At 69.2% G+C, this 23,069-nt stretch carries 22 protein-coding genes; 11 read left to right on the top strand and 11 right to left on the bottom strand.

Translation table 11 applies throughout. The features are described from left to right. Positions 1 to 602 precede the first annotated feature (602 nt). Positions 603 to 1,493 (top strand): heme o synthase, encoded by an 891-nt coding sequence (locus tag IU450_RS06305; protein ID WP_228834243.1) that lies wholly within the window; start codon positions 603 to 605, stop codon positions 1,491 to 1,493. On the opposite strand, the gene IU450_RS06300 is transcribed toward IU450_RS06305, so the two are convergent. Further along, entirely contained in the window at positions 1,486 to 2,910 is a 1,425-nt protein-coding gene (locus tag IU450_RS06300; protein WP_195148850.1) for an FAD-dependent monooxygenase, read from the bottom strand. The genes IU450_RS06305 and IU450_RS06300 overlap by 8 nt on opposite strands. Positions 2,911 to 2,994: 84 nt before the next feature. On the opposite strand from IU450_RS06300, the gene IU450_RS06295 reads away from it, so the two are divergent. After that, positions 2,995 to 3,597 (top strand): TetR/AcrR family transcriptional regulator, encoded by a 603-nt coding sequence (locus IU450_RS06295; RefSeq protein WP_324197562.1) that lies wholly within the window; start codon positions 2,995 to 2,997, stop codon positions 3,595 to 3,597. Positions 3,598 to 3,633: 36 nt separating this feature from the next. On the opposite strand, the gene IU450_RS06290 is transcribed toward IU450_RS06295, so the two are convergent. Further along, positions 3,634 to 4,599: a quinone oxidoreductase family protein gene (locus IU450_RS06290; protein ID WP_195148849.1), complete on the bottom strand. Its 966-nt coding sequence runs from the start codon at positions 4,597 to 4,599 to the stop codon at positions 3,634 to 3,636. 61 nt (positions 4,600 to 4,660) lie between these two features. On the opposite strand from IU450_RS06290, the gene IU450_RS06285 reads away from it, so the two are divergent. Together IU450_RS06285 and IU450_RS06280 are read left to right on the top strand one after the other, a co-directional pair. After that, positions 4,661 to 5,011 (top strand): hypothetical protein, encoded by a 351-nt coding sequence (locus IU450_RS06285; RefSeq protein ID WP_195148848.1) that lies wholly within the window; start codon positions 4,661 to 4,663, stop codon positions 5,009 to 5,011. Positions 5,012 to 5,014: 3 nt separating this feature from the next. Continuing rightward, a complete protein-coding gene (locus IU450_RS06280; RefSeq protein ID WP_195148847.1) occupies positions 5,015 to 5,818 on the top strand; it encodes a transporter substrate-binding domain-containing protein in 804 nt (267 codons plus the stop codon). Between the two features lie 39 nt (positions 5,819 to 5,857). Here IU450_RS06280 and IU450_RS06275 read toward each other — a convergent pair whose 3' ends face one another. The 4 genes from IU450_RS06275 to IU450_RS06260 all read right to left on the bottom strand — a co-directional run bounded on the left by IU450_RS06275 (position 5,858) and on the right by IU450_RS06260 (position 8,148). Next, complete coding sequence (locus IU450_RS06275) at positions 5,858 to 6,421, bottom strand: putative immunity protein (protein WP_195148846.1); 564 nt, start codon at positions 6,419 to 6,421, stop codon at positions 5,858 to 5,860. 214 nt (positions 6,422 to 6,635) lie between these two features. Further along, a complete protein-coding gene (locus tag IU450_RS06270; RefSeq protein ID WP_324197561.1) occupies positions 6,636 to 7,181 on the bottom strand; it encodes a flavoprotein in 546 nt (181 codons plus the stop codon). Then, positions 7,163 to 7,342 (bottom strand): hypothetical protein, encoded by a 180-nt coding sequence (locus IU450_RS06265; RefSeq protein WP_195149641.1) that lies wholly within the window; start codon positions 7,340 to 7,342, stop codon positions 7,163 to 7,165. The genes IU450_RS06270 and IU450_RS06265 overlap by 19 nt, the downstream gene beginning before the upstream one ends. Before the next feature lie 293 nt (positions 7,343 to 7,635). Further along, the gene (locus IU450_RS06260; protein ID WP_195148844.1) at positions 7,636 to 8,148 is read right to left on the bottom strand and encodes a hypothetical protein; all 513 of its coding nucleotides are present in this window, start codon (positions 8,146 to 8,148) and stop codon (positions 7,636 to 7,638) included. Between the two features lie 504 nt (positions 8,149 to 8,652). Between IU450_RS06260 and IU450_RS06255 the strand changes: the two genes are divergently transcribed. Further along, the gene (locus tag IU450_RS06255) at positions 8,653 to 10,887 is read left to right on the top strand and encodes a serine/threonine-protein kinase (protein ID WP_195148843.1); all 2,235 of its coding nucleotides are present in this window, start codon (positions 8,653 to 8,655) and stop codon (positions 10,885 to 10,887) included. Positions 10,888 to 11,152: 265 nt separating this feature from the next. On the opposite strand, the gene IU450_RS06250 is transcribed toward IU450_RS06255, so the two are convergent. The 5 genes from IU450_RS06250 to IU450_RS06230 all read right to left on the bottom strand — a co-directional run bounded on the left by IU450_RS06250 (position 11,153) and on the right by IU450_RS06230 (position 16,447). Beyond that, positions 11,153 to 12,127 carry a COX15/CtaA family protein gene (locus tag IU450_RS06250; RefSeq protein WP_195148842.1) on the bottom strand — a complete coding sequence of 325 codons (975 nt, stop codon included), beginning with the start codon at positions 12,125 to 12,127 and terminating at the stop codon, positions 11,153 to 11,155. A 67-nt stretch (positions 12,128 to 12,194) separates the two neighbouring features. Continuing rightward, the gene (locus IU450_RS06245; RefSeq protein ID WP_195148841.1) at positions 12,195 to 12,986 is read right to left on the bottom strand and encodes an ABC transporter permease; all 792 of its coding nucleotides are present in this window, start codon (positions 12,984 to 12,986) and stop codon (positions 12,195 to 12,197) included. Next, positions 12,983 to 13,915, bottom strand: a complete 933-nt coding sequence (locus IU450_RS06240) for an ABC transporter ATP-binding protein (RefSeq protein ID WP_195148840.1) — start codon at positions 13,913 to 13,915, stop codon at positions 12,983 to 12,985. The genes IU450_RS06245 and IU450_RS06240 overlap by 4 nt, the downstream gene beginning before the upstream one ends. Before the next feature lie 64 nt (positions 13,916 to 13,979). Next, positions 13,980 to 15,689, bottom strand: a complete 1,710-nt coding sequence (gene mptB / locus IU450_RS06235) for a polyprenol phosphomannose-dependent alpha 1,6 mannosyltransferase MptB (protein WP_228834161.1) — start codon at positions 15,687 to 15,689, stop codon at positions 13,980 to 13,982. A 20-nt stretch (positions 15,690 to 15,709) separates the two neighbouring features. Then, on the bottom strand, positions 15,710 to 16,447 hold the full coding sequence (locus IU450_RS06230) for a TetR/AcrR family transcriptional regulator (protein ID WP_195148838.1): 738 nt from the start codon (positions 16,445 to 16,447) through the stop codon (positions 15,710 to 15,712). A 69-nt stretch (positions 16,448 to 16,516) separates the two neighbouring features. On the opposite strand from IU450_RS06230, the gene IU450_RS06225 reads away from it, so the two are divergent. From IU450_RS06225 to sufD, 6 genes are all read left to right on the top strand, one after another. Further along, positions 16,517 to 17,377 (top strand): NmrA family NAD(P)-binding protein, encoded by an 861-nt coding sequence (locus tag IU450_RS06225; RefSeq protein WP_195148837.1) that lies wholly within the window; start codon positions 16,517 to 16,519, stop codon positions 17,375 to 17,377. Between the two features lie 138 nt (positions 17,378 to 17,515). Further along, complete coding sequence (locus IU450_RS06220; protein WP_195148836.1) at positions 17,516 to 18,187, top strand: TetR/AcrR family transcriptional regulator; 672 nt, start codon at positions 17,516 to 17,518, stop codon at positions 18,185 to 18,187. A gap of 41 nt (positions 18,188 to 18,228) precedes the next feature. Beyond that, positions 18,229 to 19,266, top strand: a complete 1,038-nt coding sequence (locus IU450_RS06215; protein ID WP_195148835.1) for a zinc-dependent alcohol dehydrogenase — start codon at positions 18,229 to 18,231, stop codon at positions 19,264 to 19,266. Between the two features lie 334 nt (positions 19,267 to 19,600). After that, positions 19,601 to 20,410 (top strand): helix-turn-helix transcriptional regulator, encoded by an 810-nt coding sequence (locus IU450_RS06210; protein WP_195148834.1) that lies wholly within the window; start codon positions 19,601 to 19,603, stop codon positions 20,408 to 20,410. Next, on the top strand, positions 20,407 to 21,843 hold the full coding sequence (sufB, locus tag IU450_RS06205; protein ID WP_181722456.1) for a Fe-S cluster assembly protein SufB: 1,437 nt from the start codon (positions 20,407 to 20,409) through the stop codon (positions 21,841 to 21,843). Before IU450_RS06210 ends, sufB begins: the two co-directional genes overlap by 4 nt. Further along, positions 21,843 to 23,054: a Fe-S cluster assembly protein SufD gene (gene sufD, locus IU450_RS06200; RefSeq protein WP_195148833.1), complete on the top strand. Its 1,212-nt coding sequence runs from the start codon at positions 21,843 to 21,845 to the stop codon at positions 23,052 to 23,054. Before sufB ends, sufD begins: the two co-directional genes overlap by 1 nt. Positions 23,055 to 23,069: the final 15 nt, after the last annotated feature.

Genomic DNA, 23,069 nt, shown 5'->3' with positions numbered 1-23,069 from the left:
CGGGAAGTTTCGATCAAGCGACCGCTTCCCCGCATTCCTCGCGACCGCGGCGAGAGTTGCTGGAAACGGCCCGTGGAAAGGCGCGGTGTATTCGCGGGCTCAGGCCCCGGGCCGGGAAATTCTTCTGGCCGCTGGAACGAGATTCGGCGCTCAGCGCGGGGGCCCGGCTGCTCGGTCGTGATGCGGCGAGTCGGCGGACTGGGCCAGGCGGCTGGAAGTCTCGGACAGAAGGAGTACGGGGCGGGTCGAACGCCCCTCGCGAAGGATGCCGCCGCGGCGCGGGACAGCCGGTCCGGCCCGTCGCGGACCGGCGCCCTTGCGCGGGGGCGAGGGGAGGGGGAGGGGCGGCAGGGGTCTACCATCCTTTGTAGTAGTAGTCGCGCCGCACCGGTCGGAAGAGGCGCCGGGGCGGACGCGGGTCCGGCGTCGGCACATCCGTACCACCGGGACGAGCGCACTGCTCGTCCATGCCGGATGCGATGCACAGCGTGCGAGGAGAGACAGTGCGGATTGGGCAACAGCCGGGTGGCGACGGTGCGCACGGCTCCTCCGCGACGGCGCTGGCCGACCGGTTCACGGGGCCCGGCCTACCGTCCCGGTTGATGCGACGGGCGCTGGCCTACGTCGCCCTGACCAAGCCCAGGGTGATCGAGCTGCTGCTCGTCGCCACGATCCCGACCATGCTGCTCGCCGACCGCGGCACCGTCGACATCCGGCTGATCCTGGCGACCCTCTTCGGCGGCTGGATGGGCGCGGCGAGCGCGAACACGCTCAACTGCGTCGCCGACGCCGATATCGACAAGGTCATGAAGCGCACCGCCAAGCGGCCGCTGGCCCGGGAGGCGGTGCCGACCCGCAACGCCTTCGTGTTCGGCGTCGTGCTGGGCATCGGCTCCTTCGCCTGGCTGTGGTGGCAGGCCAACCTGCTCAGCGGTCTGCTCGTCGTCGCGACGATCCTGTTCTACGTCTTCGTCTACACGCTGGGCCTCAAGCGCCGTACTTCGCAGAACGTGGTGTGGGGCGGCGCGGCGGGGTGCATGCCCGCGCTGGTCGGTTGGTCGGCCGTGACCGGGGGCATCGGCTGGCCCGCCGTCGCGCTGTTCGGCGTCATCTTCTTCTGGACGCCGCCGCACACCTGGGCGCTGGCCATGCGCTACAAGGAGGATTATCGCGCGGCGGGCGTGCCGATGCTGCCGGTGGTGGCCACCGAGCGGGCCGTCACCAAGCAGATCGTCGTCTACACGTGGCTGACCGTGCTCACCACGCTCGCCCTGGTGCCGGCCACCGGCGTGATCTACGCGGCCGTGGCGCTGGTGGCCGGAGCATGGTTCCTGCTCATGGCCCACCAGCTGTACGCGGGCGTGCGGCGCGGCGAATCGGTGAAGCCGCTGCGGCTGTTCCTGCAGTCGAACAATTACCTGGCCGTGGTGTTCTGCGGCCTCGCGGTGGACTCGGTGCTCGGCTGGGACACCATCGGCGGCTTCTTCAGCTGATCGCGCCGACGTAGCCGACGTAGCCGTCGGGCCGCACGAGCACCCGGGTGCCCTCGACCGCGGCATAGGCCGCGTGGGCGTGTCCGTCGACATCCACCACGTACCGTCCTGACACTTGCGTTCCGGGGCGTACCACCGCATACGCGTGCGGCCCCGCCTCCGCGGGCGCACCGAACGACAGCACCGTCGCGTGGGGCCCGCGGAACAGGTCGAACAACCGGACAGGCCGGCCTTCCTCGTCTTTCACCGGCGCGTCCGGGGCCCGGTCGCCCGCGGCCAGCGGCTCGCGCACGGCCGGATCGCGGTAGCTGATGTCCAGCTGCTTGGTCTCCGGTCCGCGCCGCATCGCGTCCTCGTCGCCGTCGATCAGCTTGTCCAGCAGTTCGGAACTCAGGCCGAGCACCCTGGCGGCGACCGTCCTGCGTTCGGTTTCGTAGCTGTCCAGGAGTGTGTCGTCACCGGCGAGGGCGGCGGCCAGTTTCCAGCCGAGGTTGTAGGCGTCCTGGATGCCGGTGTTCATGCCCTGGCCGCCGGTGGGCGGATGCGCGTGCGCGGCGTCCCCGGCGAGGAAGACCCGGCCGTCGCGGAACCGCTGCGCCAGGCGGATGTTGGGCCGCCACACCGTCACCCAGGTGAGGTCGGTGAGCGTGACGTCGTCGCGCCCGCAGTAGCGATCGGCGTAGGACTGCAGCAGTTCGAGGCTCGGTTGCGCGTCCGCGCTCAGGGGCGCGGCGAACTGGAAGTGACGTCCACCGGGCAGCGGGGACAGCGCGATGCCCTGCATCGGCTGGTCGGCGGCGGCGAACCAGTAGCCGAACTCGTGGTCGAGCGCGTCGGCGCGCACGTCGCCGAGCAGCATCCGGATCGACTCGTCGGTGTCGCCCTCGAAAGCGATGCCCAGCGTCTTGCGCACGGTGCTCCTGCCGCCGTCGGCGCCGACCAGGTACGCGGCGCGCACGGTCTCGCGGGCGCCGTCGCGTTCCAGCGTCGCCGTGACCCCGCTGTCGTCCTGGTCGAAGGTGACGAGGGCCGTTCCCAGCTCTACGCGTACGCCGAACCCGGCGAGCCGTTCGCGCAGGATGGCCTCGGTGCCGGACTGGCCGAGGACCCACCCGTTGGGGTAGGGGACGGCGGGGGTGGGCTCGACCGGCTCGCTCATCCTGCGCTCGGCGACGAACTGGCCGTCGAGGTGCACGCGCATCACCGGTCCGGGCATCCCCGCCGTGTGTACCGCGTCCAGAACTCCCAGGTCGTCGAAGACTTCCAGGGTGCGCGGCTGGATGCCGTCGCCGCGGGAGCCCGCGAAGAACGTGGCCGCCTTGTCGATGATCCGAACGGGGATGTCCCGGCGGGCGAGATCGAGGGCGAGGGTGAGCCCGGTGGGTCCGGCGCCTGCGACGAGAACGAGCTGCGACACGAGATACTCCTGGTGAATTGAAATTCAGTGAATGTGTATTCAGTTTTGCGCTTGGTACCTTTCCTTGTCAAGGAGGTGAGCTGGGTGTCGTTGAGTCGCAAGGAGAAGTCGGCCGAAACCGAGCAGGCGCTGAAGGCCGCGGCGCTGCGGTTGTTCGCCGAGCGCGGCTATCTGAACACCAAGATCACCGACATCACGGCGGCGGCGGGCCGGGCGGCCGGGTCGTTCTACAACCACTTCGCGAGCAAGGAAGAATTGCTCCAGGCATTGCTGAACGATCTGGCCGCGGCAGGGGACGAGCGGGCGGAGGGGCCGGACCACAACCCGGACTTCGGCGATCCGGAGGCGGTCCGCTACCACGTCGCCGGGTACTGGACTTTCGCGCGGGAACATGCGCCCGTGCTGCGCGCGGTCAATCAGGCGGCTCTGGTCAACGACGAGTTCGCGCGCATTGTCGCGCAGTTCGGCATCCAGCAGCGCGCGGACATCGCCGATCACGTGGCGGGCTTCGCCGACCAGGGACTACGGCTGCCGAGCACGGTCGATGCCAGCCTCGCGATGATGTTCGTGCTCGCGCAGGGCCTGCTGGCCGCGGTCGAGGAAGGCAACGTCGACCTGACCGACGAACAGGCCGTGGACGGGCTGACCCGCTTCATCTATCGCGGTCTCACCGGCCGCGACTACTGACCGGACGGCGGGGGAACGAGGTCGCCCGCCGCCGGTTCACGGGAGCAGGACGATGGAACCGGTGGTCTTGCGGCCTTCCAGGTCGCGGTGGGCCTGTTCGGCGTCGGCGAGCGGGTAGGTCGCGCCGATCCGGATGTTCAGCGTGCCCTTGGCGATGGCGTCGAGCACGTCGCCCGCGCGCCAGGTGAGTTCGGCGCGGTCACGGGTGTAATGCGCCAAGGTGGGACGGGTGACGAACAGCGACCCGGCCGTGCTGAGCCGCTGCAGGTCGAACGGCGGCACCGGACCGCTCGCGCCCCCGAACAGGGCGAGCGTCCCGCGGACGCGCAATGCGGCCAGGCTCGCCTCGAAGGTCGCCGCGCCGACGCCGTCGTAGGCCGCCGCCACGCCGACGCCGTCGGTGAGCTCGCGCACCTGGTCGGCGAGGTCGTCGCCGTAGCGCAGCACCTCGGCGGCCCCCGCCGCGCGCGACAGCGTCTCCTTCTCGTCGGAGGACACCGTCGTGATCACCCGGACGCCCCGCGCGGTCAGAAGCTGGGTGAGGATCAGCCCGACGCCGCCCGCGCCGGCGTGCACCAGCACCGTTTCCCCGGGCTCGGGGCGATAGATCGACTCGATGAGATAGTGCGCGGTCATACCTTGCAGCAGCGCCGAGGCGGCGACCGGTGGCTCGACACCGTCCGGCACCGGAATGGCGACGGCGGCCGCGATCGCCACCTTCTGGGCGTAGCTGCCCGGCCCGGCGGCCCAGGCGACCCGGTCGCCTACCGCGAAGTCGGTGACGTTCGCGCCGACTTCGGCGACCACGCCGGTGCCCTCCGCGCCCGGGATGTAGGGGACGTCCTGGGGGTAGCGCCCGGTGCGGATGTAGGTGTCGATGAAGTTGACGCCGATCGCCCGGGTGTCGACCAGCAGCTGGTCCGGCCCGACCTGCGGATCGGGCGCCTCCACGTACTTCAGGACCTCGGGACCACCGTGTTCGGAAACCTGAATGGCGCGCATGAGTTTTAGTTGTACACCCGAGCGGCGGGCCCGCTTTCTACCGGTCGGTAAACTGCCTGCCATGAGTACTGAAACCGCCACGGCGCCGGTGAAGCTGTCGGGCGCCCTCGTGGAGTCCGTCAAGGGATTCGTCGCCGACCACGGCAAATCCGCCACGGCCGTGCTCCAGCCGATCGGTCGCGCGGGCGTCCGCGTCACCCTGGTCGGCGCCGACGGCATCCTCGGCGACCGGGTCGTCGCGGACCTGGATACCGCCAAGGCATTGATCGACACCATCGACGGTCTCACCGAGGCCGACGAATGGGATCGCGCACTCACCTCGATCGTCACCCCGCGCAAAGGCCACTGGGCCAAGATGGCGGGCTGGGTCGCCAAGCAGGCCCGCTTCCCCAAGGCGCGCAACGAGAAGTGATCGGTGCGTAGCCGAGTGACGCTGCCCGGCCGCGTCGGCGCAGTGCTGGTCACCGCGTGGACAACGCTTGTCGCAGTGGCGATTCCGGCGGCCGCGCAGCCGTCGGAGACCTCGAACATGCTGCGCGCCTGCACGCCCGGCGACTATCCGCCGTACTCGATCAGGGACGACGCGGGCGGCTACCGCGGCGTGGACATCGATCTCGCGCGGGGGTTCGCCACACTGCTCGGCCGCCCGATCGAGTTCGTGCCCGTGACGTGGGCGACGCTGCGGACGGACTTCGCCCAGCGAAACTGTGATCTGGCGGTCGGGGGCATCTCCGATCTGCCGTCGCGCCGCGCGTTCGCGGACTTCTCGATCACCTACGGCACCGACGGCAAGGCACCGATCACGCACCGCGCGAACGGCGCCGCCTACGCGACCATCGCGGAGATCAACCGTCCCGGTGTTCGCGTGATCGCCAATCGTGGTGGGACGAACGAGGACTTCGCGCGCAAGAACTTCCCCGACGCGCAGCTCACCTTGTGGCCGGACAATCTGACGATCTTCGGCGAGATCGAACAGGGCCGCGCCGACGTGTTCGTCACCGACTCCGTCGAGGGCCGCTACCGCGTGCGTCAGCACCCGGACCTGCAAGTGCTGCATCCCGAAGCGCCGTTCGACTCCTTCGGGAAGGTATTGCTGGTGCGCAAGGACGATCCGGTCCTGGCGGCCGCCCTGGACGCCTATCTGGCCACCCAGCTCGCGACCGGCGCGGTGGACCGGCTGTTCGACCAGTGGATCGGACCCGCGGCTTCCGCTCCCTGATCCCTTCCACACGATGGATCCGGTCGGAGCGACCGTAGGTCAACGATGGATCGCCAGCCGTCGCAACGATGCGTCCAGTTCCCGCCATAGCTCTCCTACGCGGCCGCGACCGCTCGGGGCGAGTGGGTAGCGCAGCAAAACGCTCACCACGATGGGCCCGGCCAGATCCGTAGCCTTCTGGACGTAGTCGTCGCCGACCTCACGGTTGTCGCCTGCGTCGAGTTCGAGCGCTCGAGCCGCGTGGGCGGCCGACATGAGGATGTGCCCGCCCTGCGTCGCCTTCGCCAGCGGGTGCAGGTACGCGGCCGCTCCCGCGTGACCGGCGGCGCGCGCAGCGTCGAATGCGGCTTCATACCCCAGCTCCCGAGCTGCCCGTGCGGCCCGGTGCGCCTCCAGTGCGGTCACGCGCAGCGCCTTCGTCCGCTTGCCCCCGGCGGCGAACCCGCGCGCCTCCTCTAGCACGGCCCGGGGACGCGGGTCGTCGGGACGGTCGCGCTCGAAGATCACCAGCACGGGCTCCGCGCAGGCCAGGGCATAGGCGGTAACCTCGCGCAGCTCGGCCATGCTGAGGTCGATTGTCGGATTCTCGGCGACTGCGTTCATGAGATTCGACAGTATCGTTGGACCTTCGGTTGGAACTTCCCGGCAATTTTCGCAGGACAATGCGGGAGAACTTTCAAACGAGGTGCGGCTCGAGGGCCCAGCCGCACGACGACCGCCGCCCCCTCCGAGGCCGTCGAAGCCGCGCTTCGTCTGCGGTACCCGCGCCGTCGGCGTGACCGGGCGGCGCGGTGTTCCGGCGGCGCAGCGGTGTGGGTCAGTTCGGATGGTCGGCGCCGGTTCGGCGCGGGTGCTCGAGGAACGCTTTCCAGGCCGCCTGCCAGGGGAAGTGGGGGAGACGCGCTTCCCCGGTGCCCCGCTCGTGCGGCTCACCTTCGCCGATCACGATGGTGACGCCCCATTCGGCCAGTTTGCGCAGCCCCTCTTGGATCGCGGGAAAGCTGATCTGCGCGCGATTCGAGTAAGGCACGCCCACAATCGGCAAACCTTTGCCGAATCCTTCGACCAGCAGACCGAGCAGGAGCGTATCGGATATCCCCGCAGCCCATTTCGCGATCGAATTGCCGGTGAGCGGAGCGGCGATGATGCCGTCGGCGGGCGGCAGCACATCCGGCGTGCCGGGTTCCTTGTACTCGCTGCGCACGTGATAGCCGGTTTGCGCCGCAATAGCGTCGGCGTCGATGAACCGCGTGCCGGACGGCGAGGCGATCACGCATACGACCCAGCCGTCCGCCTGGGCCAGGGTGATCAATTTGCCGACATCACGTGCGGCGGGCGAGCCGGTCACCAGGGCGTACAGCACGGGATTTCCATTGGCGTCCACAGGATCATGGTGTCACGGCGGTGTTGTGCGCCGAGGTCGACCTGAGTCCGCTCGGCACTGCCGTGTGCCACCCGACCGGCGCATTTCGCCGCGAGGTTACCGACGAAGTCGGTCAGGTGGCCGTCGTCGCTGATGATCACGCCGGGTCAGGGCCGAACGCTCGGAACGTATTGCCACTGTGCCGTTCCCGCCGGGTCTTCGCGCGCTACCTGGGCGTGCAGGGCCGGGCCCGAGGCTGGATCGCGGTGGCCGACCGGCTGATAACGTGCCGTAACAGCTGGTGACGGCGGCAAAGGGTAATTCGAGCGTTTGCCGCCATCCGGCTGCTGGGGCAGGGCGGACTTACTGCCGGCGTCGCTCGGACTTACTGTCGGAGCCGCTCGAATCGTTTGTGTCGCAATATATTTGCGTGCGAATGCGGTGGCGCGAGTGGTCAGGCCGGGACGGCGCCGATGCGTTTGGCGAGGCGGCCCAGGTCGCCGGTGGTGAGGTCGCGGCGGGCGGTGCGCATCATGTGGCCGACGAGTTCGCGGACGTGGGTCATGCCGCGGATTTGCTGGGGGGCGATGTGTTCGGCGCGCAGTAGGGCGTGCAGCGAGTTGCGGTAGTCGCGGCGCAGGGCGTGGGCGCGGCCGATTTCGACGAAGTATTGGGCTCGGCGTCCTTCGGCGGGGATCGTTTCGGGGTTGAGAGTGGGGGCGAGTTCGAGGACTTGGCCTGGTTCGCGGCGTTCCATCGCCGCGGACAGCCGCCACAAGGTCACGTTTGTCGCGTTGAAGGTCGGGTTGCGCAGGAGGGCGCGGTCGGGGGTGGCCTGCCGGAGCCGGGCGACTTGCTCGTCCGCTTCGTTCAAGTGGTCGGACGGGTCGCCGCCGAGTGCGGCGGTGACGAGTGCGGCTTGCAGGTGCAGCATGCCGTACGTTTCGATTTCCCCCAGCGATCGCACGTCCGACGCCAGTCGCTCGGCTGTTGCATGAGGTCGGCGGGAAGTGGCGTCGCGGTCGGCGTCCGGACGCTGATCTGTTCGAGAGCATTGGCGAAGTGCTCCTGGGCAGGCGGCGGGTGGGCCGGTGCGGTCATCGAGGACGGCAGTGCCGACGCGCTGTTCTCGGCGGGGGCATGCTGTGAGCGGGGAAGCCGAGTTTGTATCGGCCCGAATCCGCGAGGACGCTCGACGGCATGTCGGCCTGCCCCCATGGCCGTGGAGTCCGGCGGTTCGGTGGCACGTGGCGCGGCCACGACTCGGAACGACCGAAGCGAGCGGATGGCGAATTATCTGCAAAAGCAGCCCATCCGTCGCGCTCGCGGAGATGCAGCGCCTGCCGTGCCCGGAGCGATACCCTTGAACTGGCAAATTCGACGTCGAGGAGCTGATGTGGGACACCTGCGAGGCAAGGACGCATCGTGTGTAGCCGCCGTTTGATCAACCACGGCTGATTCCGAGCTACCGATGCGTGAGCCGATCGATCTGGCCGATTCAGCCGAACGAACCCGCGCCGCGCTCGCCGCCGTCGTGGCGCAGTTCTCAGAGGCTTGGGCGTCCGGGTCCCCGCCCGAGTTGTCCGCCTACTTACCTCGTGACCCGGCTGAGCGGCGCACGATACTGATCGAATTGATCAAGGTCGACCTCGAGTATCGCTGGATTCGCTACAACTTCCCCAAGCGGCTGATCGACTACCGTGCGGAATTCCCCGAGCTGCGAACCGGTCCGTTTCCGGCCGATCTGGTGTACGAGGAATTCCACGCCATGCGCCGCGGCGACCACGGAAGCGATCCTACCGACCTGACCGCCACCGCCATAGCGGCCACCCCTGAACTGGACCGGCTCACCAGCGACTACCGCAGCACGATGATCGCCCGCCCGAGTGCCCAAGTCGCCCTGGACGCCATCGACGTCGGCGACCGGGTCGATGATTTCGACCTCCTGATGAGGATCGGGGTCGGTGCGTTCGCCCAGGTGTACCTCGCTCGACAGCAATCGATGCAGCGACTGGTCGCGGTCAAGATCTCGCACAACCACGGCAACGAGCCGCAGACGCTCGCCCAACTCGACCACGAGTACATCGTGCGCATCTTCGACCAGCGCCTCATCGCCGACGGCGAGCTGAAACTGCTCTACATGCAGTACCTACCCGGCGGAACACTGCTCGACGTGCTGCGCTTGTCGCGCACGACGCCGCAGGAGCGGCGCGGCGGGCAACTGCTGCTCGACGCCATCGACAAGGTGCTCGCCGACAAGGGCGAGGTGCGGCCGACCGAATCAGCCGTTAGGCCGCGGATCGCCGCACTGACCTGGCCGGAGACTGTCGCCTGGCTGGGGCGCCGGCTCGCGGACGCGCTGCAGCACGCGTCCGAACGAGGGGTGCTGCATCGTGACATCAAACCCGCGAACGTGCTGCTGAGCGCCGAGGGAAGTCCGAAGCTGGCCGACTTCAACGTGAGTTTCAGCGAACGCGTCTCGGGCACCAGCCCCCTGGCGTACTTCGGCGGATCGCTGGCGTACATGTCGCCCGAGCAGCTCGAAGCCTGCCATCCCGACCTGCCCGGGACGGCCGCGGAACTGGACACCCGAAGCGATATCTTCGCGCTGGCTGTCATGCTCTGGGAACTGCTCACCGGACGCCGCCCCTTCGCGGACGAGATGTCCGCGGGCGACTCGCAGACATCCCTGGCCCGCATGATCGAACTGCGGCGCAGACCCGTCGAGCCGGCGTTCCTGTCGCAGCTTCCGCCGGATTGCCCCATGGCGCTGCGCCGCGTGCTGCTGACGTGTCTGTCGCCCAATCGCGCCGACCGCTACTCGTCCGGAGCGGAATTGGCGCAGCAGCTCGACTTGTGCCTGGAAGAGAGGGCCCGCGATCTCGTCTACCCGCCGCCGGATAGCTGGCGGCTGCGACTTTCGCGCTGGCCCACCCCCGTCCTGTGGTTGTCGTCGCTGGTCGGCGTCGGCCTCGCCACGATCTACATGGCTGTGCACGTGCAAGAACTGCTCAGAGAGCGCCTGTCGGATGCCACCAATTGGCAGCTCAACATGGGTGTCTACATTTTCGTTCTCATCGCAGGCCCGCTGTCCATCGTCATCTACGTCTACATGTCCCGTGATCAGCTCACCGTTCTTCGCGGCTTGCGCGAGGGCAGACGCTATGACGAGGCCCTGCTCGCGCGGGTGCGGGCGCGAACACTGTTCTGGGGCGATATGTGTGCGCTGAACACCTTCCAGACCGGGATAACGGCAACCGTGACCGGGGTTTTCCTATGCCTTTGGCTCACCGACCTTCCGGCGCGGCTGGTGATCCACGCGGCGATGACGGTTTTCATGGCAGCCGTCATCTCCGTCGCCTACACGTTCTTCCTGTCGACCTTCTACATCGTCCGCTCCGTCTATCCGGTCTATTTGCGCTACAGCCGCCCCACGGCGCATGACTCCGGCCATATTCGGGCGCTGCGTCGAAGAACCACGATCTATCTCGCGGTCACGGCGTCTGTTCCGGTGGTCGGGGTGCTGGCCGGATTCAGTCTGCTCGAACCCGAGCAGGAGCTTCCGCTGGTGCGCGATTCGGTCCTGGGCTTGTGCGCGGTCGGCGGACTCGCGTTCGTCGCCGTCTATTGGCTGTACCGGACGCTCGACGCCGACCTGCGCGCGCTGCAGCGGGTGGTCAGGGGACCAGTGGCGGGTGTGCGCTGATCGGCCGCGCTCGCGGGGCACCGGGCGAACCGGGCGCCGGATGGCGGCACCCACAGCCGGGCTGCCTGTGTGGCCGGAATCATCGACGACCTGCAGTTCCGCGTCGTGCCACGCTGGGGCCGGCTGCCAGGCGGTGTACCGCGGGGCGCTCAGGTCGAGCCTGCCGCGCCATCCGCCGTCGCGCCGAAGTCCTCAGCGCCGCAGCCTCCGGGATGGGGGCGCCTACCGCGCCGGTTCGTTCTTGCCCCGGACTCGAATAGCGTGCTCAGGCGGCCTGGGCGGCTGGGTCCGGCTTCGGGGCGGCGACGCGCTCCCGGGTGCGCAGCGAAGCCCACAGCGCGGCGGTGGCCGCCGTGCATGCCGCGGCCCCGCCCACGTGCACGACGACCAGCGCGGCGGGGACGTCGGTGAAGTACTGCACGACGCCGACCAGCGCCTGCGCGCACACCAGCCCGAGCAGCCAGAACAGCCGGGTGCGTACCGCGGGCGCGATGCCCACCGCGAACAGGCCGAACGCCAAGCCGACCAGCAGCGCGAGATACGCGACCAGCAGCTGCGAGTGCAGATGCACCAGGGTGACGATCTCCACCTCCAACCGCTCCACCGGACGATCGATGCTCTTGTCGCCCGCGTGCGGACCCGCGGCGGTCACGAGGGTGCCCGCGGTCAGGACCGCGCTGAGCGCGACGGCGGCGAGCACGGTGAGCCAGCGCAGCGGTGCGGGCGCCCGCACGGTGTCGATGCCGTCGTCGGGTTCGGCGATCTTCGCGTACAGCACCATCGCGAGCCAGACCATCACCATGGACGCGAGCAGGTGCGTCGCGACGGTCCACCACAGCAGTCCGGTGCGCACCGTGATGCCGCCGATGATCGCCTGAACGACGGTGCCGCCGGGCATCAGCCACGCGTAGACCAGCACCTCGCGGCGGCGGCGCGCCCTGGTCACCGCGAGCACGACCGCCGCGGCGCAGAGTGTGACCAGGAAGGTGAGCAGCCGGTTGGAGAATTCGACCGTCTGGTGGATCGCCGGGACCTCCGACACCGCGACGGGGGTGAAGCTGCCGGGGAAGCACTGCGGCCAGGTCGGGCAGCCGAGACCGGACGCGGTGACCCGCACGACAGCGCCGGTCACCGAGATGCCCGCTTGCGTGAGGACGACCGCGAGTGCGATCAGGCGCTGCGCCCGCAACGAGGGCAGCGGCAGCTTGTCGACGAGTCGCAGGAACGCGCGATACAGCACGTCGAAAATGGTAGCCGGGCCGGATCCGCCCCCCGCACCCGGTCTACTACATTTTGTCGTTGAGAGGTCAGTGGAAGCGGAACAGGCGGGTGGCCGCGACGCCCGAGACCACGCCCCAGACGGCGAGAACGGCGATCCCGAACCAGTCGATGCCGGTGTGCATCGCGCTTTCCAGCGCTTCGGCGAGCGCTCCGGACGGCACCAGCCGGGCGAGCACGCTCACCGCGGCGGGCAGGTCGTCGGCGGCGAAGACGATGCTGGCCACGCCCAGCATGACGAACCACAGGATGTTCGCCAGCGCGAGCACCACCTCGGCCTTGAGGGTGCCGCCCAGCAGCAGGCCCATCGCCGCGAAGGTCGCGGTGCCGAGCGCGATCACCGCCGCGCCCAGCAGCAGTCCGGCCGGTTCCGGCCGCCAGCCCAGCGCGAAGCCGATCAACCCGAGCAGGACGGCTTGCAGCACGACCACGATGAGCACGGCCGCGCTCTTACCGGCGATGACGCCCCAGCGCGGCAACGCCGTCGCGCCGAGCCGCTTGAGCGCGCCGTAGCGCCGGTCGAAGCCGACCGCGATGGCCTGACCGGTGAACGCGGTGGACATGACCGCCACCATCATCACCGCGGGGACGATCTTGTCCACCCGGTGCGTGCCGAGCTCGCCGAAGGGCAGCAGGCTCAGCCCGACCAGCAGGGTGATCGGGATGAACATGGTGAGCAGGAGTTGTTCGCCGTTGCGCAGCAACAGGATCAGTTCGAGTCTGGTCTGCGCGAGCAGCATCGCGGCGCGGCTGCTCGGCCGGGGGCCGGGGGCGAAGGTGCCGGGGGCGAATCGGTTGGCGGTCCGGTCGTGCTCGCTCATCCGCGCAGGTCCCGTCCGGTCAGTTCCAAGAAGACGTCTTCGAGGCGGCGCTGGTCGATCCGGATGTCGGTGGCCAGCACGTTCATTCGCGCGCACCACGCGGTGACGGTCGCGAGGACTTGCGGATTGATCTCGCCCTCCACCAGGTAGGTACCCGGGGTGGTCTCCAGGGGCGCGAACCCTTCCGGCAGGGCGTTCGCCAGCAGTTCCAGGTTCAGTCTGGGCGGCGCGCAGAATCGCAGCTGCCCGGCCGCCCCGTGCGCGGTGACCTCGGCGGGGGTGCCGGAGGCGACGATACGGCCGTGGTCGATGATCACCAGCTGGTCGGCGAGTTGCTCGGCCTCGTCCATCATGTGCGTGGTCAGCACCACGGTGACCCCGTCGCGGCGCAGGGCGTCGATCAACTCCCAGACGATCAGCCGCGCCTGGGCGTCCAAGCCCGCGGTGGGTTCGTCCAGGAAAACGATCTCCGGTTTGCCCACCAGTGCGCAGGCCAGGGCGAGCCGCTGCTGCTGGCCGCCGGAGAGGCGGCGGTAGGGGGTGCGGCGGTTGTCCTGGAGGCCGAGGGTGCGCAGCAGCCAGTCGGGATCGAGCGGATCCGCGGAGTAGGCGGCCACCAAGTCGAGCATTTCGCCCGCCCGCGCACCGGGATACGCGCCGCCGCCTTGCAGCATGACGCCGATGCGGGGACGCAGCCGTTCGGAATCGGCGATCGGGTCCAGGCCGAGCACGCGCACCGTGCCCGCCTCCGGCGTGGTGAATCCCTCGCACATCTCCACGGTCGTGGTCTTGCCCGCGCCGTTCGGACCGAGCAGCGCGAGCACCCGCGCCGGTTCGACCTCGAACGTCAGGCCGTCCACGGCCGTGGTCTCGCCGTACCGCTTGACGACGCCGTCGACGCTGACAGCAGGTCCGGGAGCTGTGGTCACGACTCCGCCTCGCCGTTCGGCGCACCCGGTGCTGCTGTGTAGATGGCTCCCTCGCCACGCTCGGTCACGATGTCACACCGTAGGAGGTGGGCGCCTGTGACGGAGCCGACACCCCCGTCTGCCCGCGCCAGGGCAGCGAGTTGCGCGTGATCACGACGAACAGCACCGCGACGATCACGGTGGCGATCGCGGCGCCCACGATCTGGAACACTTCCAGATCGGCGCCGCGCGGCATCAGGATGACGCTCACGATCGCCGAGAACGCCACCGCCGGAACGCGGAACACCGGCCGGGTCGCCCACGTCGCCATCGGCACGATCGCCCACAGCAGATACCAGGGCTGCACCACCGGGAACAGCAGCACGATCGCGCCCAGCGCCACGCCAAGCGCACCGACCGGATGCAGCCGCCCGGTGCCCGTGGCGACCAGCATGCGCACCGTGAAGAAGCCGGCGACCACCGCCGCGATCGGGCGGGTGATGCTCAGCAGCGCGGTGGTGTGATCGCCGAGTCCGAGCAGCACGCCGCCGAACCCGGTGACGATGCCGAGCGCCGTCGGCAGCGACATCCAGCTGCGCACCGCGTTCGCGGTGTTCAGCGTGAAGATCCACCCGAACCCGAGCCCGCTCACCGAACTGATGAAAAGCGTTGTGCCGATGGCGATGGCGCCGAGCATGGCGGCCGCGACGGCGACCGTGCGCAGCGAGGCGCCCCAGCGCCGCGCAAGCGCCATGCCGACGAACCCGAGCACGATGATCGAGGTGAACTTGATCGAGGACGACAGCGTGATGATGATCGCTCCGCTGATCAGCCACGCGTAGGCGCGGCCGTCGAACGGGTGGGTGTCCTCGATGGCGCGCAGGCAGAACTCCATGCCTGCCAGCATCAGGCCGAGCATCAGCGCGTCGTTGTGCACGCCGCCGACCAGGTGGAACAGCACCAGCGGGTTGGCCGCGCCGAGCCACAGCGCGCTCACCGGCGCGACGCCGCAGCGCACCGACAGCCGTGGCAGCGCCCAGACGATCAGCGCGACACCGCCGAGCGCGAGGATCCGGTGCACCCACACGCCCGCGATGATGTTGTCGCCGGTGAGTTCGGCGATGCCCCGGCCGATCCAGAGGAACAGCGGACCGTAGGGCGCGGGGGTGTCGCGCCAGATGGTCGGGACGTTGTTGGTCAGGACGTTGTCGATCCCGAGTCCCGCGACGGGCCCTTCCTGATAGGGGTCGATGCCGCGCGCGGCGATCTCGCTCTGTGCCAGATAGGAATAGACGTCGTTGCTGAACAGCGGAGGAGCGATGCTGAGCGGGATGATCCACAGCAGCAGCGTGCGGTCCAGCTGCGAGCGGGTCAGCCGGTGGATAGGGGAGCCGCCGATGCCGCCCACCGCGAACCGGCCCAGCAGCAGCCAGGCCAGCACGACGACGACGGTGCCGGTCATGCACATGGCCAGCGAGCCGGTGTGGGCGCGGGCGAAGATGCCGAGCACACGGACGCCGGAGACCGGATTCTGGTGCACCGGCTGCGCGCCGATGCCGAGCGCGCTGATCGCCATCAGCACCGTGCCGGTCGCGCCCATCAGGCGGATGCGGTCGAGCTGCGCGAGTTCCTTGCGGTCGAGACCGGGCACCTCCGACTCGTCGCGATGCAGCACCGCGATCGTGTGATCGGCCGCGGGCACGTCGAGTCCGAGTGCCCGGCGCCCCAACGCCAGTGTCCTGCGCCGCGCGCCTTCCAGTACCGCCACGCAACGCAGCCTAGTTGGTGCGCGCATCCCGGTCTGTCGTGTCGATGTCAGCGGAGACGGGACGGGTTGCCGGTGCCGGTGGGGTTCTCGTCGGTTCGTCGCAGCCATTCCGATAGCAGGGCGCGTTCGGCGTCGGTGAGCATCGGCAGTTCCGGTCCGGCGGCTCGTAGTGCGGCCGCGGTGGCGTCGTGCGCGGAGGGTGGTGGGACGTCGGTGAGGATCGCATGAGTCACCGCCTCGTACATCGCCTCGGCAAGCCCGAGGTCTCGGTCTCGGGGCGGGACGGACAACAGGGCCAGAGCTGCCCCGGTCCCGGCGGCGTGGACGAGGTCGACGGCGCGACGTTCGCTTACCCGGAGTCGGCCGGCCGCCGCGACGCGATGCACCCGGGCACGCAGCACCTGCAGCCCGGCGGCCGCCGCGGGAGAGGCGGTCCCGCGTTGGGGGTCGGTGAGCATCGCGAACACCGCCGGATTGGTCAGTGCGAAGTCGATGTGCATGTCCCATCCGGCGCGAAGATCGGTCACCGGGTCGTCGTCCTGCTCGTCGGCGAGGGCCTTGCCTGCCACATAGGTCGCGAAGACGTGCTCGGCGACGGCATCGAGCAACGCGTCCTTGTCCTCGAAGAACCGGTAGATGGTCGGCGCCTGCATGCCTGCCGCATGTGCGACCGCGCGGGTGGTGACAGCGTGCGGACCCTGTTCGCGTAGCAGTCGCCCCGCCACCTCCACGATGCGCTCCCGGCTCTCGTGCCTGCTCGCGCTGCTCGACCTCGACTCTGCCATGCGGCCATCTTAATCGCTGCTAATATCGGCGTTGCTAACAGCGATATTATCAACGTTAAGGAGCGCTGGATGATCATCGTCACCGGAGGCACAGGACTGCTCGGCTCGCAGATCGTCGAGCGGCTGCTGGAGCGGGTGCCAGCCGCTCGTGTCGGCGTCAGCGTCCGCGACACCGATCGGGCAGGTGAGCTGGCCGCCCGTGGCGTGCGGGTGCGGCGCGGCGACTTCACCGACCCGTCATCCCTGGCCGAGGCATTCGAAGGCGCAACCCAAGTGCTGATCGTCTCGGCGAACCTGACCGGGGAGGTGGCTGTCGCCGCGCACGTCGCGGCGATCGACGCCGCACGCGCGGCCGGGGCCGGCCGCATCCTTTACACCAGCCATCAGGCCGCCGCCGATGATTCGGTGTTCGCGCCCATGCCCGACCACGCCGCGACCGAGCGTTACCTGGCGACGACGGGCATACCGTTCACCGCCCTGCGCAACGGGTTCTACGCCGGCACCGTCCCGCTCTTGCTGGGTCCGGCGCTGGAAACCGGTGAACTGCTCGCACCGGTCGATGGGCCCGTTTCCTGGACCGTCCATGCCGACCTCGCCGAAGCCGCGGCGATCATCCTCGCCGACGAGGTCCGGTTCGACGGGCCGACGCCGCCTCTCACCGCACCGGAGGCGCTCGACCTCGCCGACATCGCCGCCATCCTCACCGAACGGACCGGACGTACGATCCGCCGCGTCGTCGCCGCGGACTCCGAATGGGCCGCCTCCTCGGTCGCTCACGGCGTCCCCGAGGAGCGGGCCGCCATGCTCCTCGGAATGTTCCGGGCTGCCCGCCGCGGGGAGTTCGCCACTACCGCGGGCGAACTCGAAAGCCTTCTCCAGCGCCCCGCCATACCGGTGCGTTCGATTCTGCAGGCTGCCACCAGTCGCTGAGCACGACTTACCCGTGGCCACGGACGGCACACGTGCAGTCGTAAGGCAGCTGTAGGCACCCGCGCGGCGATCCCGTACCGCGAACGGACCCCGGTCGTTCCGACCGGACCCGCCCCGCTCGCGGGGCACAATCGACGGATGGTTTCGGAGTCCAGGCGGCGGATCGAGGTGGCCGCTTCCGGGCTGCTGGCGCGGCACGGGTATCACGGGTTCGGTCTGAAGGCGTTGAGCGAAGCGGCCGAACTGCCGTACGGCTCGATCTATCACCATTTTCCAGGCGGCAAAGAGGAGATCGCCGTCGCGGCGATCACCGGGACCGGGACGCTGACCGGCCGGATGATCCGGCAGGCGCCGACGGACGTGTTCGCCACCATGGCCACGCTGTTCGAATTCATGGTCGGCAAACTCGCGGATTCACAGTGGACCGACGGGTGCCCGATCGGGACGCCCGCGCTGGACGGCGGCAGCGACGTCGAGGCGGTGCGCTCGGCCTGCGTCAGCGCCTTCGACACGATGGAGCGGGCATTCGCCGGGCTGCTCGCCGAACTCGGCCTGGGCGGGGAGGACGCGGCCGAATTGGCCACCACTGTGGTCGCCGCCTACGAGGGCGCCACCATCCTGGCCCGGATCCGGCAGACGGACGCGCCGCTGCGTACGGTGGCGAAGTCGATGGAGCGGCTGATCCGCTCGACCTTCGCGGCGGCGGGGATCGGGGACGACGGGGCCGCGGCGGGCAGCGGATCGATGTCCCCGTCCGGTTCGGCCGGAAGAATTCCGGAAATGCCTGCCGAGCAGGGCGATTCGGGGTGAAAAGGCTTGACTAGAAAGAACGTTCTAGCGAGACTCGGACGATGAAGCGTCTGATGCTGACCGGCCCCGGTGCGATGCGCTGGGAGGAACACCCCGAACCCGTCCTGAGCGGGCCCGGCCAGGCGCTGGTGCGCCCGGTCGCGCTGGCCACCTGTGACATCGACCCGGCCGTCCTGCGTGGCGCGTTTCCGCTGCCCGGGCCGTATCCGTTCGGGCACGAGGGAGTCGCGGAGGTGGTCGCGACCGGCCCGGAGGTGCGCGGCGTCGCCGTCGGTGATCTGGTCGTTGTGCCGTTCCAGATCTCGTGCGGCGCCTGCCGGGCCTGCACGCGGGGGCGGACCGGGAATTGCGCGAGCCATCCGCGGCTGTCCACTTTCGGCCTCGGCCCCATGGGCGGGCTGGACTGGGGTGGGCTGTGGGCCGATCTGGCCCTCGTGCCGCACGCCGACGCCATGCTCGTGCGGCTGCCGTCCGGCGTCGACCCGGTCGCGGTGGCCAGCGCCAGCGACAACATCCCGGACGCCTACCGCGCGGTCGGACCGCGATTGGCGGACGATCCCGGCGCCGAAGTGCTGGTGCTCGGCGGCCCCGCCGCGCCGTCGATCGGGCTGTACGCCGCCGGGTTGGCGGTCGCCCTCGGGTCGGCCAGGGTGGTCTACCTCGACGACTCCGCCGAGCGCCTCGGCATCGCGAAGGCGTTGGGCGCGGAGGCGATCGAAGGACCGCCGGACGCGCGGGTCGGCCGGTTCCCGATCGTCGTGGAGGCGGCCGGTGGCGCGAAGGCGCTGCGCGCGGCGATCGACGCGTCGGCCTACGACGGTTGGTGCACCAGCGTCAGCGTCCAGTTGCAGGACGTCGCGCTGCCGATCCTCGACATGTACACCCGCTGCTGCACCTTGCACACCGGCCGCGCGCACGTCCGTCCGGTCATTCCGCAGGTCCTCGACCTCGTCGCGGCCGGTCGCTTCGACCCGTCGCTGGTCACCACCGCGACGGCCACATGGGACGACGCGGTGGACGCGCTGCTGGAGACGCCCATGAAGCTGGTGGCGGTACGTCGAGACGCCCCCTCCATGTAGGCGCATCCCCGCGAGGCGGCTGCGCCGAGCATCGGCTTGTGACGAATCGCACTCTTCGCAACCGCGCTCGCCCGGGTTCGCAGGCATGCGCGCACTTCCGATGTGGACGTGCGTGCGGCGTGCCCGCTCGGCGCGGTCCGTCCGTGCAGGTCAGCCGCAGCTGATTGGGGATATCGAGCGGCGGCGGCGGAATCGGCGCGCATCCACCGGGCCGCATCGGTGAGGGATGTGGTGTGCGACCGGAACCGATGGCGCAATTCCCGCAGGTCAATAGTGCGGCGAAGTCAGGGCACCCTTATTAGATTTCAGGAAGTAATTCCGCCACACTGGTGTTGTGAAAACCGTGGGTTTGGGGAGAGGCGACGAAGGAGCTGGTCGCAGGACCGGCGCCGGGTCGGTCGCTGCGCCCGCGACGGTCGGCGGTGAAGGGCATACCCGAGCGGCCATCGTCCAGCTGCTGCTGGAGGAAGGGCCGATCACCGCGACCGCCATCGGGAACAAGCTCGGCCTGGCCCCGGCGGGCGTGCGCAGGCATCTGGACGCCCTGATCGACTCCGGTCAGGCGCGAGCGGGCCGCTCGGCGCCCTGGCAGCAGAAGGGCCGCGGCCGCCCGGCCAAGCAGTACCAGCTCACCGCCGCGGGACGAGGCAAACTCGGCCACGCCTACGACGATCTGGCCGGCGCCGCCATGCGGCAGCTCGGAGAGATCGGCGGCGAACAGGCCCTCACCGAGTTCGCCCGGAAACGGGCACGCACTATCGTGGCCGGGATCGAACCGGTCGCGGAGCACACCCCGCAGCAGACCGAGGCCAAAGCCGAGGAGATCGCCGAGGCGTTCACCGACGCCGGGTTCGCCGCCACCACCCGCAAGGTGGGCGCGGGCGTGCAGATCTGCCAGCACCACTGCCCGGTGGCGCACGTCGCCGAGGAGTTCCCGCAGTTGTGCGCGGCCGAACTCGAGGCGTTCCGTGAGCTGCTCGGTACGCACGTGCAGCGGTTGGCCACGATCGCCAACGGCGACTGCGCGTGCACCACGCACGTGCCGCTGCTGGTACCACCCACCGCACAGACCAGAACGTCAGCACAAACCGCTGCACAGCCCGCAGCGGTACGAACGAACGACTCCGGAAGGAGTGCCGAATGACGACGACCACCGACCAGGTGCAACCGCTCACCCAGGAAGAGACCATCGCCTCGCTGGGCAAATACGGTTACGGCTGGGCCGATTCGGATGTGGCCGGCGCCAGTGCGCAACGAGGTCTGTCCGAGGCGGTTGTCCGCGACATCTCGGCGAAGAAGAACGAGCCGGTATGGATGCTCGAGCAGCGGCTCAAGGCGCTGCGCATCTTCGATCGCAAGCCGATGCCGAACTGGGGCTCCAATCTCGACGGCATCGACTTCGACAACATCAAGTACTTCGTGCGCTCGACCGAGAAGCAGGCCGCGTCCTGGGACGAACTGCCGGAGGACATCAAGAACACCTACGACAAGCTGGGCATCCCCGAGGCGGAGAAGCAGCGGCTGGTCTCCGGCGTCGCCGCGCAGTACGAGTCCGAGGTCGTCTACCACCAGATCCGTGAGGATCTGGAGCAGCAAGGCGTCATCTTCCTCGACACCGATACGGCGTTGAAGGAGCACCCGGAGATCTTCCGGCAGTACTTCGGCACGGTCATCCCCGCGGGTGACAACAAGTTCTCCGCGCTGAACACCGCCGTGTGGTCGGGTGGATCCTTCATCTACGTGCCGCCGGGCGTGCACGTCGACATCCCGCTGCAGGCTTACTTCCGGATCAACACCGAGAACATGGGTCAGTTCGAGCGGACCCTGATCATCGTCGACGAGGGCGCTTACGTGCACTACGTCGAGGGCTGCACCGCCCCGATCTACAAGTCCGACTCACTGCACTCCGCGGTGGTGGAGATCATCGTGAAGAAGGGCGGCCGCTGCCGCTACACCACCATCCAGAACTGGTCGAACAACGTCTACAACCTGGTCACCAAGCGGGCCAAGGCCGAGGCGGGCGCGACCATGGAGTGGATCGACGGCAACATCGGTTCCAAGGTCACCATGAAGTACCCGGCGGTCTGGATGACCGGCGAGTACGCCAAGGGCGAGGTGCTCTCGGTGGCCTTCGCCGGTGAGGGCCAGCACCAGGACACCGGCGCCAAGATGCTGCACCTCGCGCCGCACACCTCCTCGACCATCGTGTCGAAGTCGGTGGCGCGCGGCGGCGGCCGGGCCTCCTACCGCGGCCTGGTCCAGGTGAACAAGGGCGCGCACGGCTCGAAGTCGACGGTGAAGTGCGATGCGCTGCTGGTCGACACGATCAGCCGCTCCGACACCTACCCCTACGTCGACATCCGCGAGGACGACGTGACCATGGGTCACGAGGCGACCGTCTCGAAGGTCTCCGAGGACCAGCTGTTCTACCTGATGAGCCGCGGCCTCACCGAGGACGAGGCCATGGCGATGGTGGTGCGCGGCTTCGTGGAGCCGATCGCCAAGGAACTGCCGATGGAATACGCACTGGAACTGAACCGGCTCATCGAGCTGCAGATGGAAGGGGCCGTTGGCTGATGGCGACTGGTGTGATTGGAGCGGTCGAGGGCGAGAACCCCACGGCCAAGCCGATTCAGAACCCGGGCGCAGGGGCCGCGACCAACAAGGGCGAGGTCTTCACCTCCTATGACGTGAACGCCTTCGAGGTGCCTTCCTCACACGACGAGGTGTGGCGGTTCACCCCGCTGCGCCGCCTGCGCGGGTTGCACGACGGCACCGCGGTCCGGGACGGTCAGGCCACGGTCGAGGTCGTCCCGGCCGCCGGTGTGCAGGTCGAGACCGTGACGCGTACCGACGCCCGCCTCGGCGAGGCCGGGGTGCCGTCGGATCGAGTGGCCGCCCAGGCCTATTCCGGCTTCGAGTCGGCCACCATCGTGACGGTCGGCGCGGAGACCGAGGTCGACGAACCGATCGTCATCACGGTCACCGGCCCCGGCGAAGGCAAGACCGCCTACGGCCACCTGCAGATCAGGCTGGACACCTTCGCGGTCGCGACCGTGGTGATCGACCAGCGCGGCAGCGGAACCTACGCCGAGAACGTGGAATTCGTGCTCGGTGACAGTGCGAAGCTGACCGTCGTCGCGGTCCAGGACTGGGCCGACGACGCGGTGAACACCACCGCGCATCACGGCAAGCTGGGCCGGGATGCCACGCTGCGGCACATCGCGGTCACCCTCGGCGGTGACCTGGTGCGTCTCACGGCCACGGTCCGCTACGACGGCCCCGGTGGTGACGCCGAACTGCTCGGTCTCTACTTCGCCGACGCGGGCCAGCATTTCGAGCAGCGCCTGCTCGTCGATCACGCCGTGCCGAACTGCAAGTCGAACGTGCTGTACAAGGGTGCGCTGCAGGGCGATCCGCACTCGCCGAAGGGCGACGCCCGCACCGTATGGGTCGGCGACGTGCTGATCCGCGCCGCCGCCGAGGGCACCGACACCTTCGAGGTGAACCGCAACCTGGTGCTCACCGACGGCGCCCGCGCCGACTCGGTGCCCAACCTGGAGATCGAGACCGGCGAGATCGTCGGCGCGGGACACGCGTCCGCGACCGGGCGGTTCGACGACGAGCAGCTGTTCTACCTGCGCGCTCGCGGCATCCCGGAGGACGCCGCCCGCCGCCTGGTGGTGCGCGGGTTCTTCCACGAGATCATCCAGAAGATCGTGGTGCCCGAGGTCCGGGAGCGGCTGGAGGCGGCCATCGAGGCCGAGCTCGCCGCCATCGGCGCCTGATCAACGACCCCATAC

Source organism: Nocardia abscessus, assembly GCF_015477775.1.
Classification (GTDB): domain Bacteria; phylum Actinomycetota; class Actinomycetes; order Mycobacteriales; family Mycobacteriaceae; genus Nocardia; species Nocardia abscessus_A.
This window is presented reverse-complemented; position numbering and strand designations above follow the sequence as displayed.

What these genes read in the sequence shown, in the direction of transcription:
- IU450_RS06305 (WP_228834243.1), top strand. Translation starts at nt 603, where the DNA reads ATGCGACGGGCGCTGGCCTACGTCGCCCTGACCAAGCCCAGGGTGATC.
- IU450_RS06255 (WP_195148843.1), top strand. Translation starts at nt 8,653, where the DNA reads ATGCGTGAGCCGATCGATCTGGCCGATTCAGCCGAACGAACCCGCGCC.
- IU450_RS06215 (WP_195148835.1), top strand. Translation starts at nt 18,229, where the DNA reads ATGAAGCGTCTGATGCTGACCGGCCCCGGTGCGATGCGCTGGGAGGAA.
- IU450_RS06285 (WP_195148848.1), top strand. Translation starts at nt 4,661, where the DNA reads ATGAGTACTGAAACCGCCACGGCGCCGGTGAAGCTGTCGGGCGCCCTC.
- sufB (WP_181722456.1), top strand. Translation starts at nt 20,407, where the DNA reads ATGACGACGACCACCGACCAGGTGCAACCGCTCACCCAGGAAGAGACC.
- IU450_RS06275 (WP_195148846.1), bottom strand. Translation starts at nt 6,421, where the DNA reads ATGAACGCAGTCGCCGAGAATCCGACAATCGACCTCAGCATGGCCGAG.
- IU450_RS06220 (WP_195148836.1), top strand. Translation starts at nt 17,516, where the DNA reads ATGGTTTCGGAGTCCAGGCGGCGGATCGAGGTGGCCGCTTCCGGGCTG.
- mptB (WP_228834161.1), bottom strand. Translation starts at nt 15,689, where the DNA reads ATGCGCGCACCAACTAGGCTGCGTTGCGTGGCGGTACTGGAAGGCGCG.
- IU450_RS06245 (WP_195148841.1), bottom strand. Translation starts at nt 12,986, where the DNA reads ATGAGCGAGCACGACCGGACCGCCAACCGATTCGCCCCCGGCACCTTC.
- IU450_RS06290 (WP_195148849.1), bottom strand. Translation starts at nt 4,599, where the DNA reads ATGCGCGCCATTCAGGTTTCCGAACACGGTGGTCCCGAGGTCCTGAAG.
- sufD (WP_195148833.1), top strand. Translation starts at nt 21,843, where the DNA reads ATGGCGACTGGTGTGATTGGAGCGGTCGAGGGCGAGAACCCCACGGCC.
- IU450_RS06230 (WP_195148838.1), bottom strand. Translation starts at nt 16,447, where the DNA reads ATGGCAGAGTCGAGGTCGAGCAGCGCGAGCAGGCACGAGAGCCGGGAG.
- IU450_RS06225 (WP_195148837.1), top strand. Translation starts at nt 16,517, where the DNA reads ATGATCATCGTCACCGGAGGCACAGGACTGCTCGGCTCGCAGATCGTC.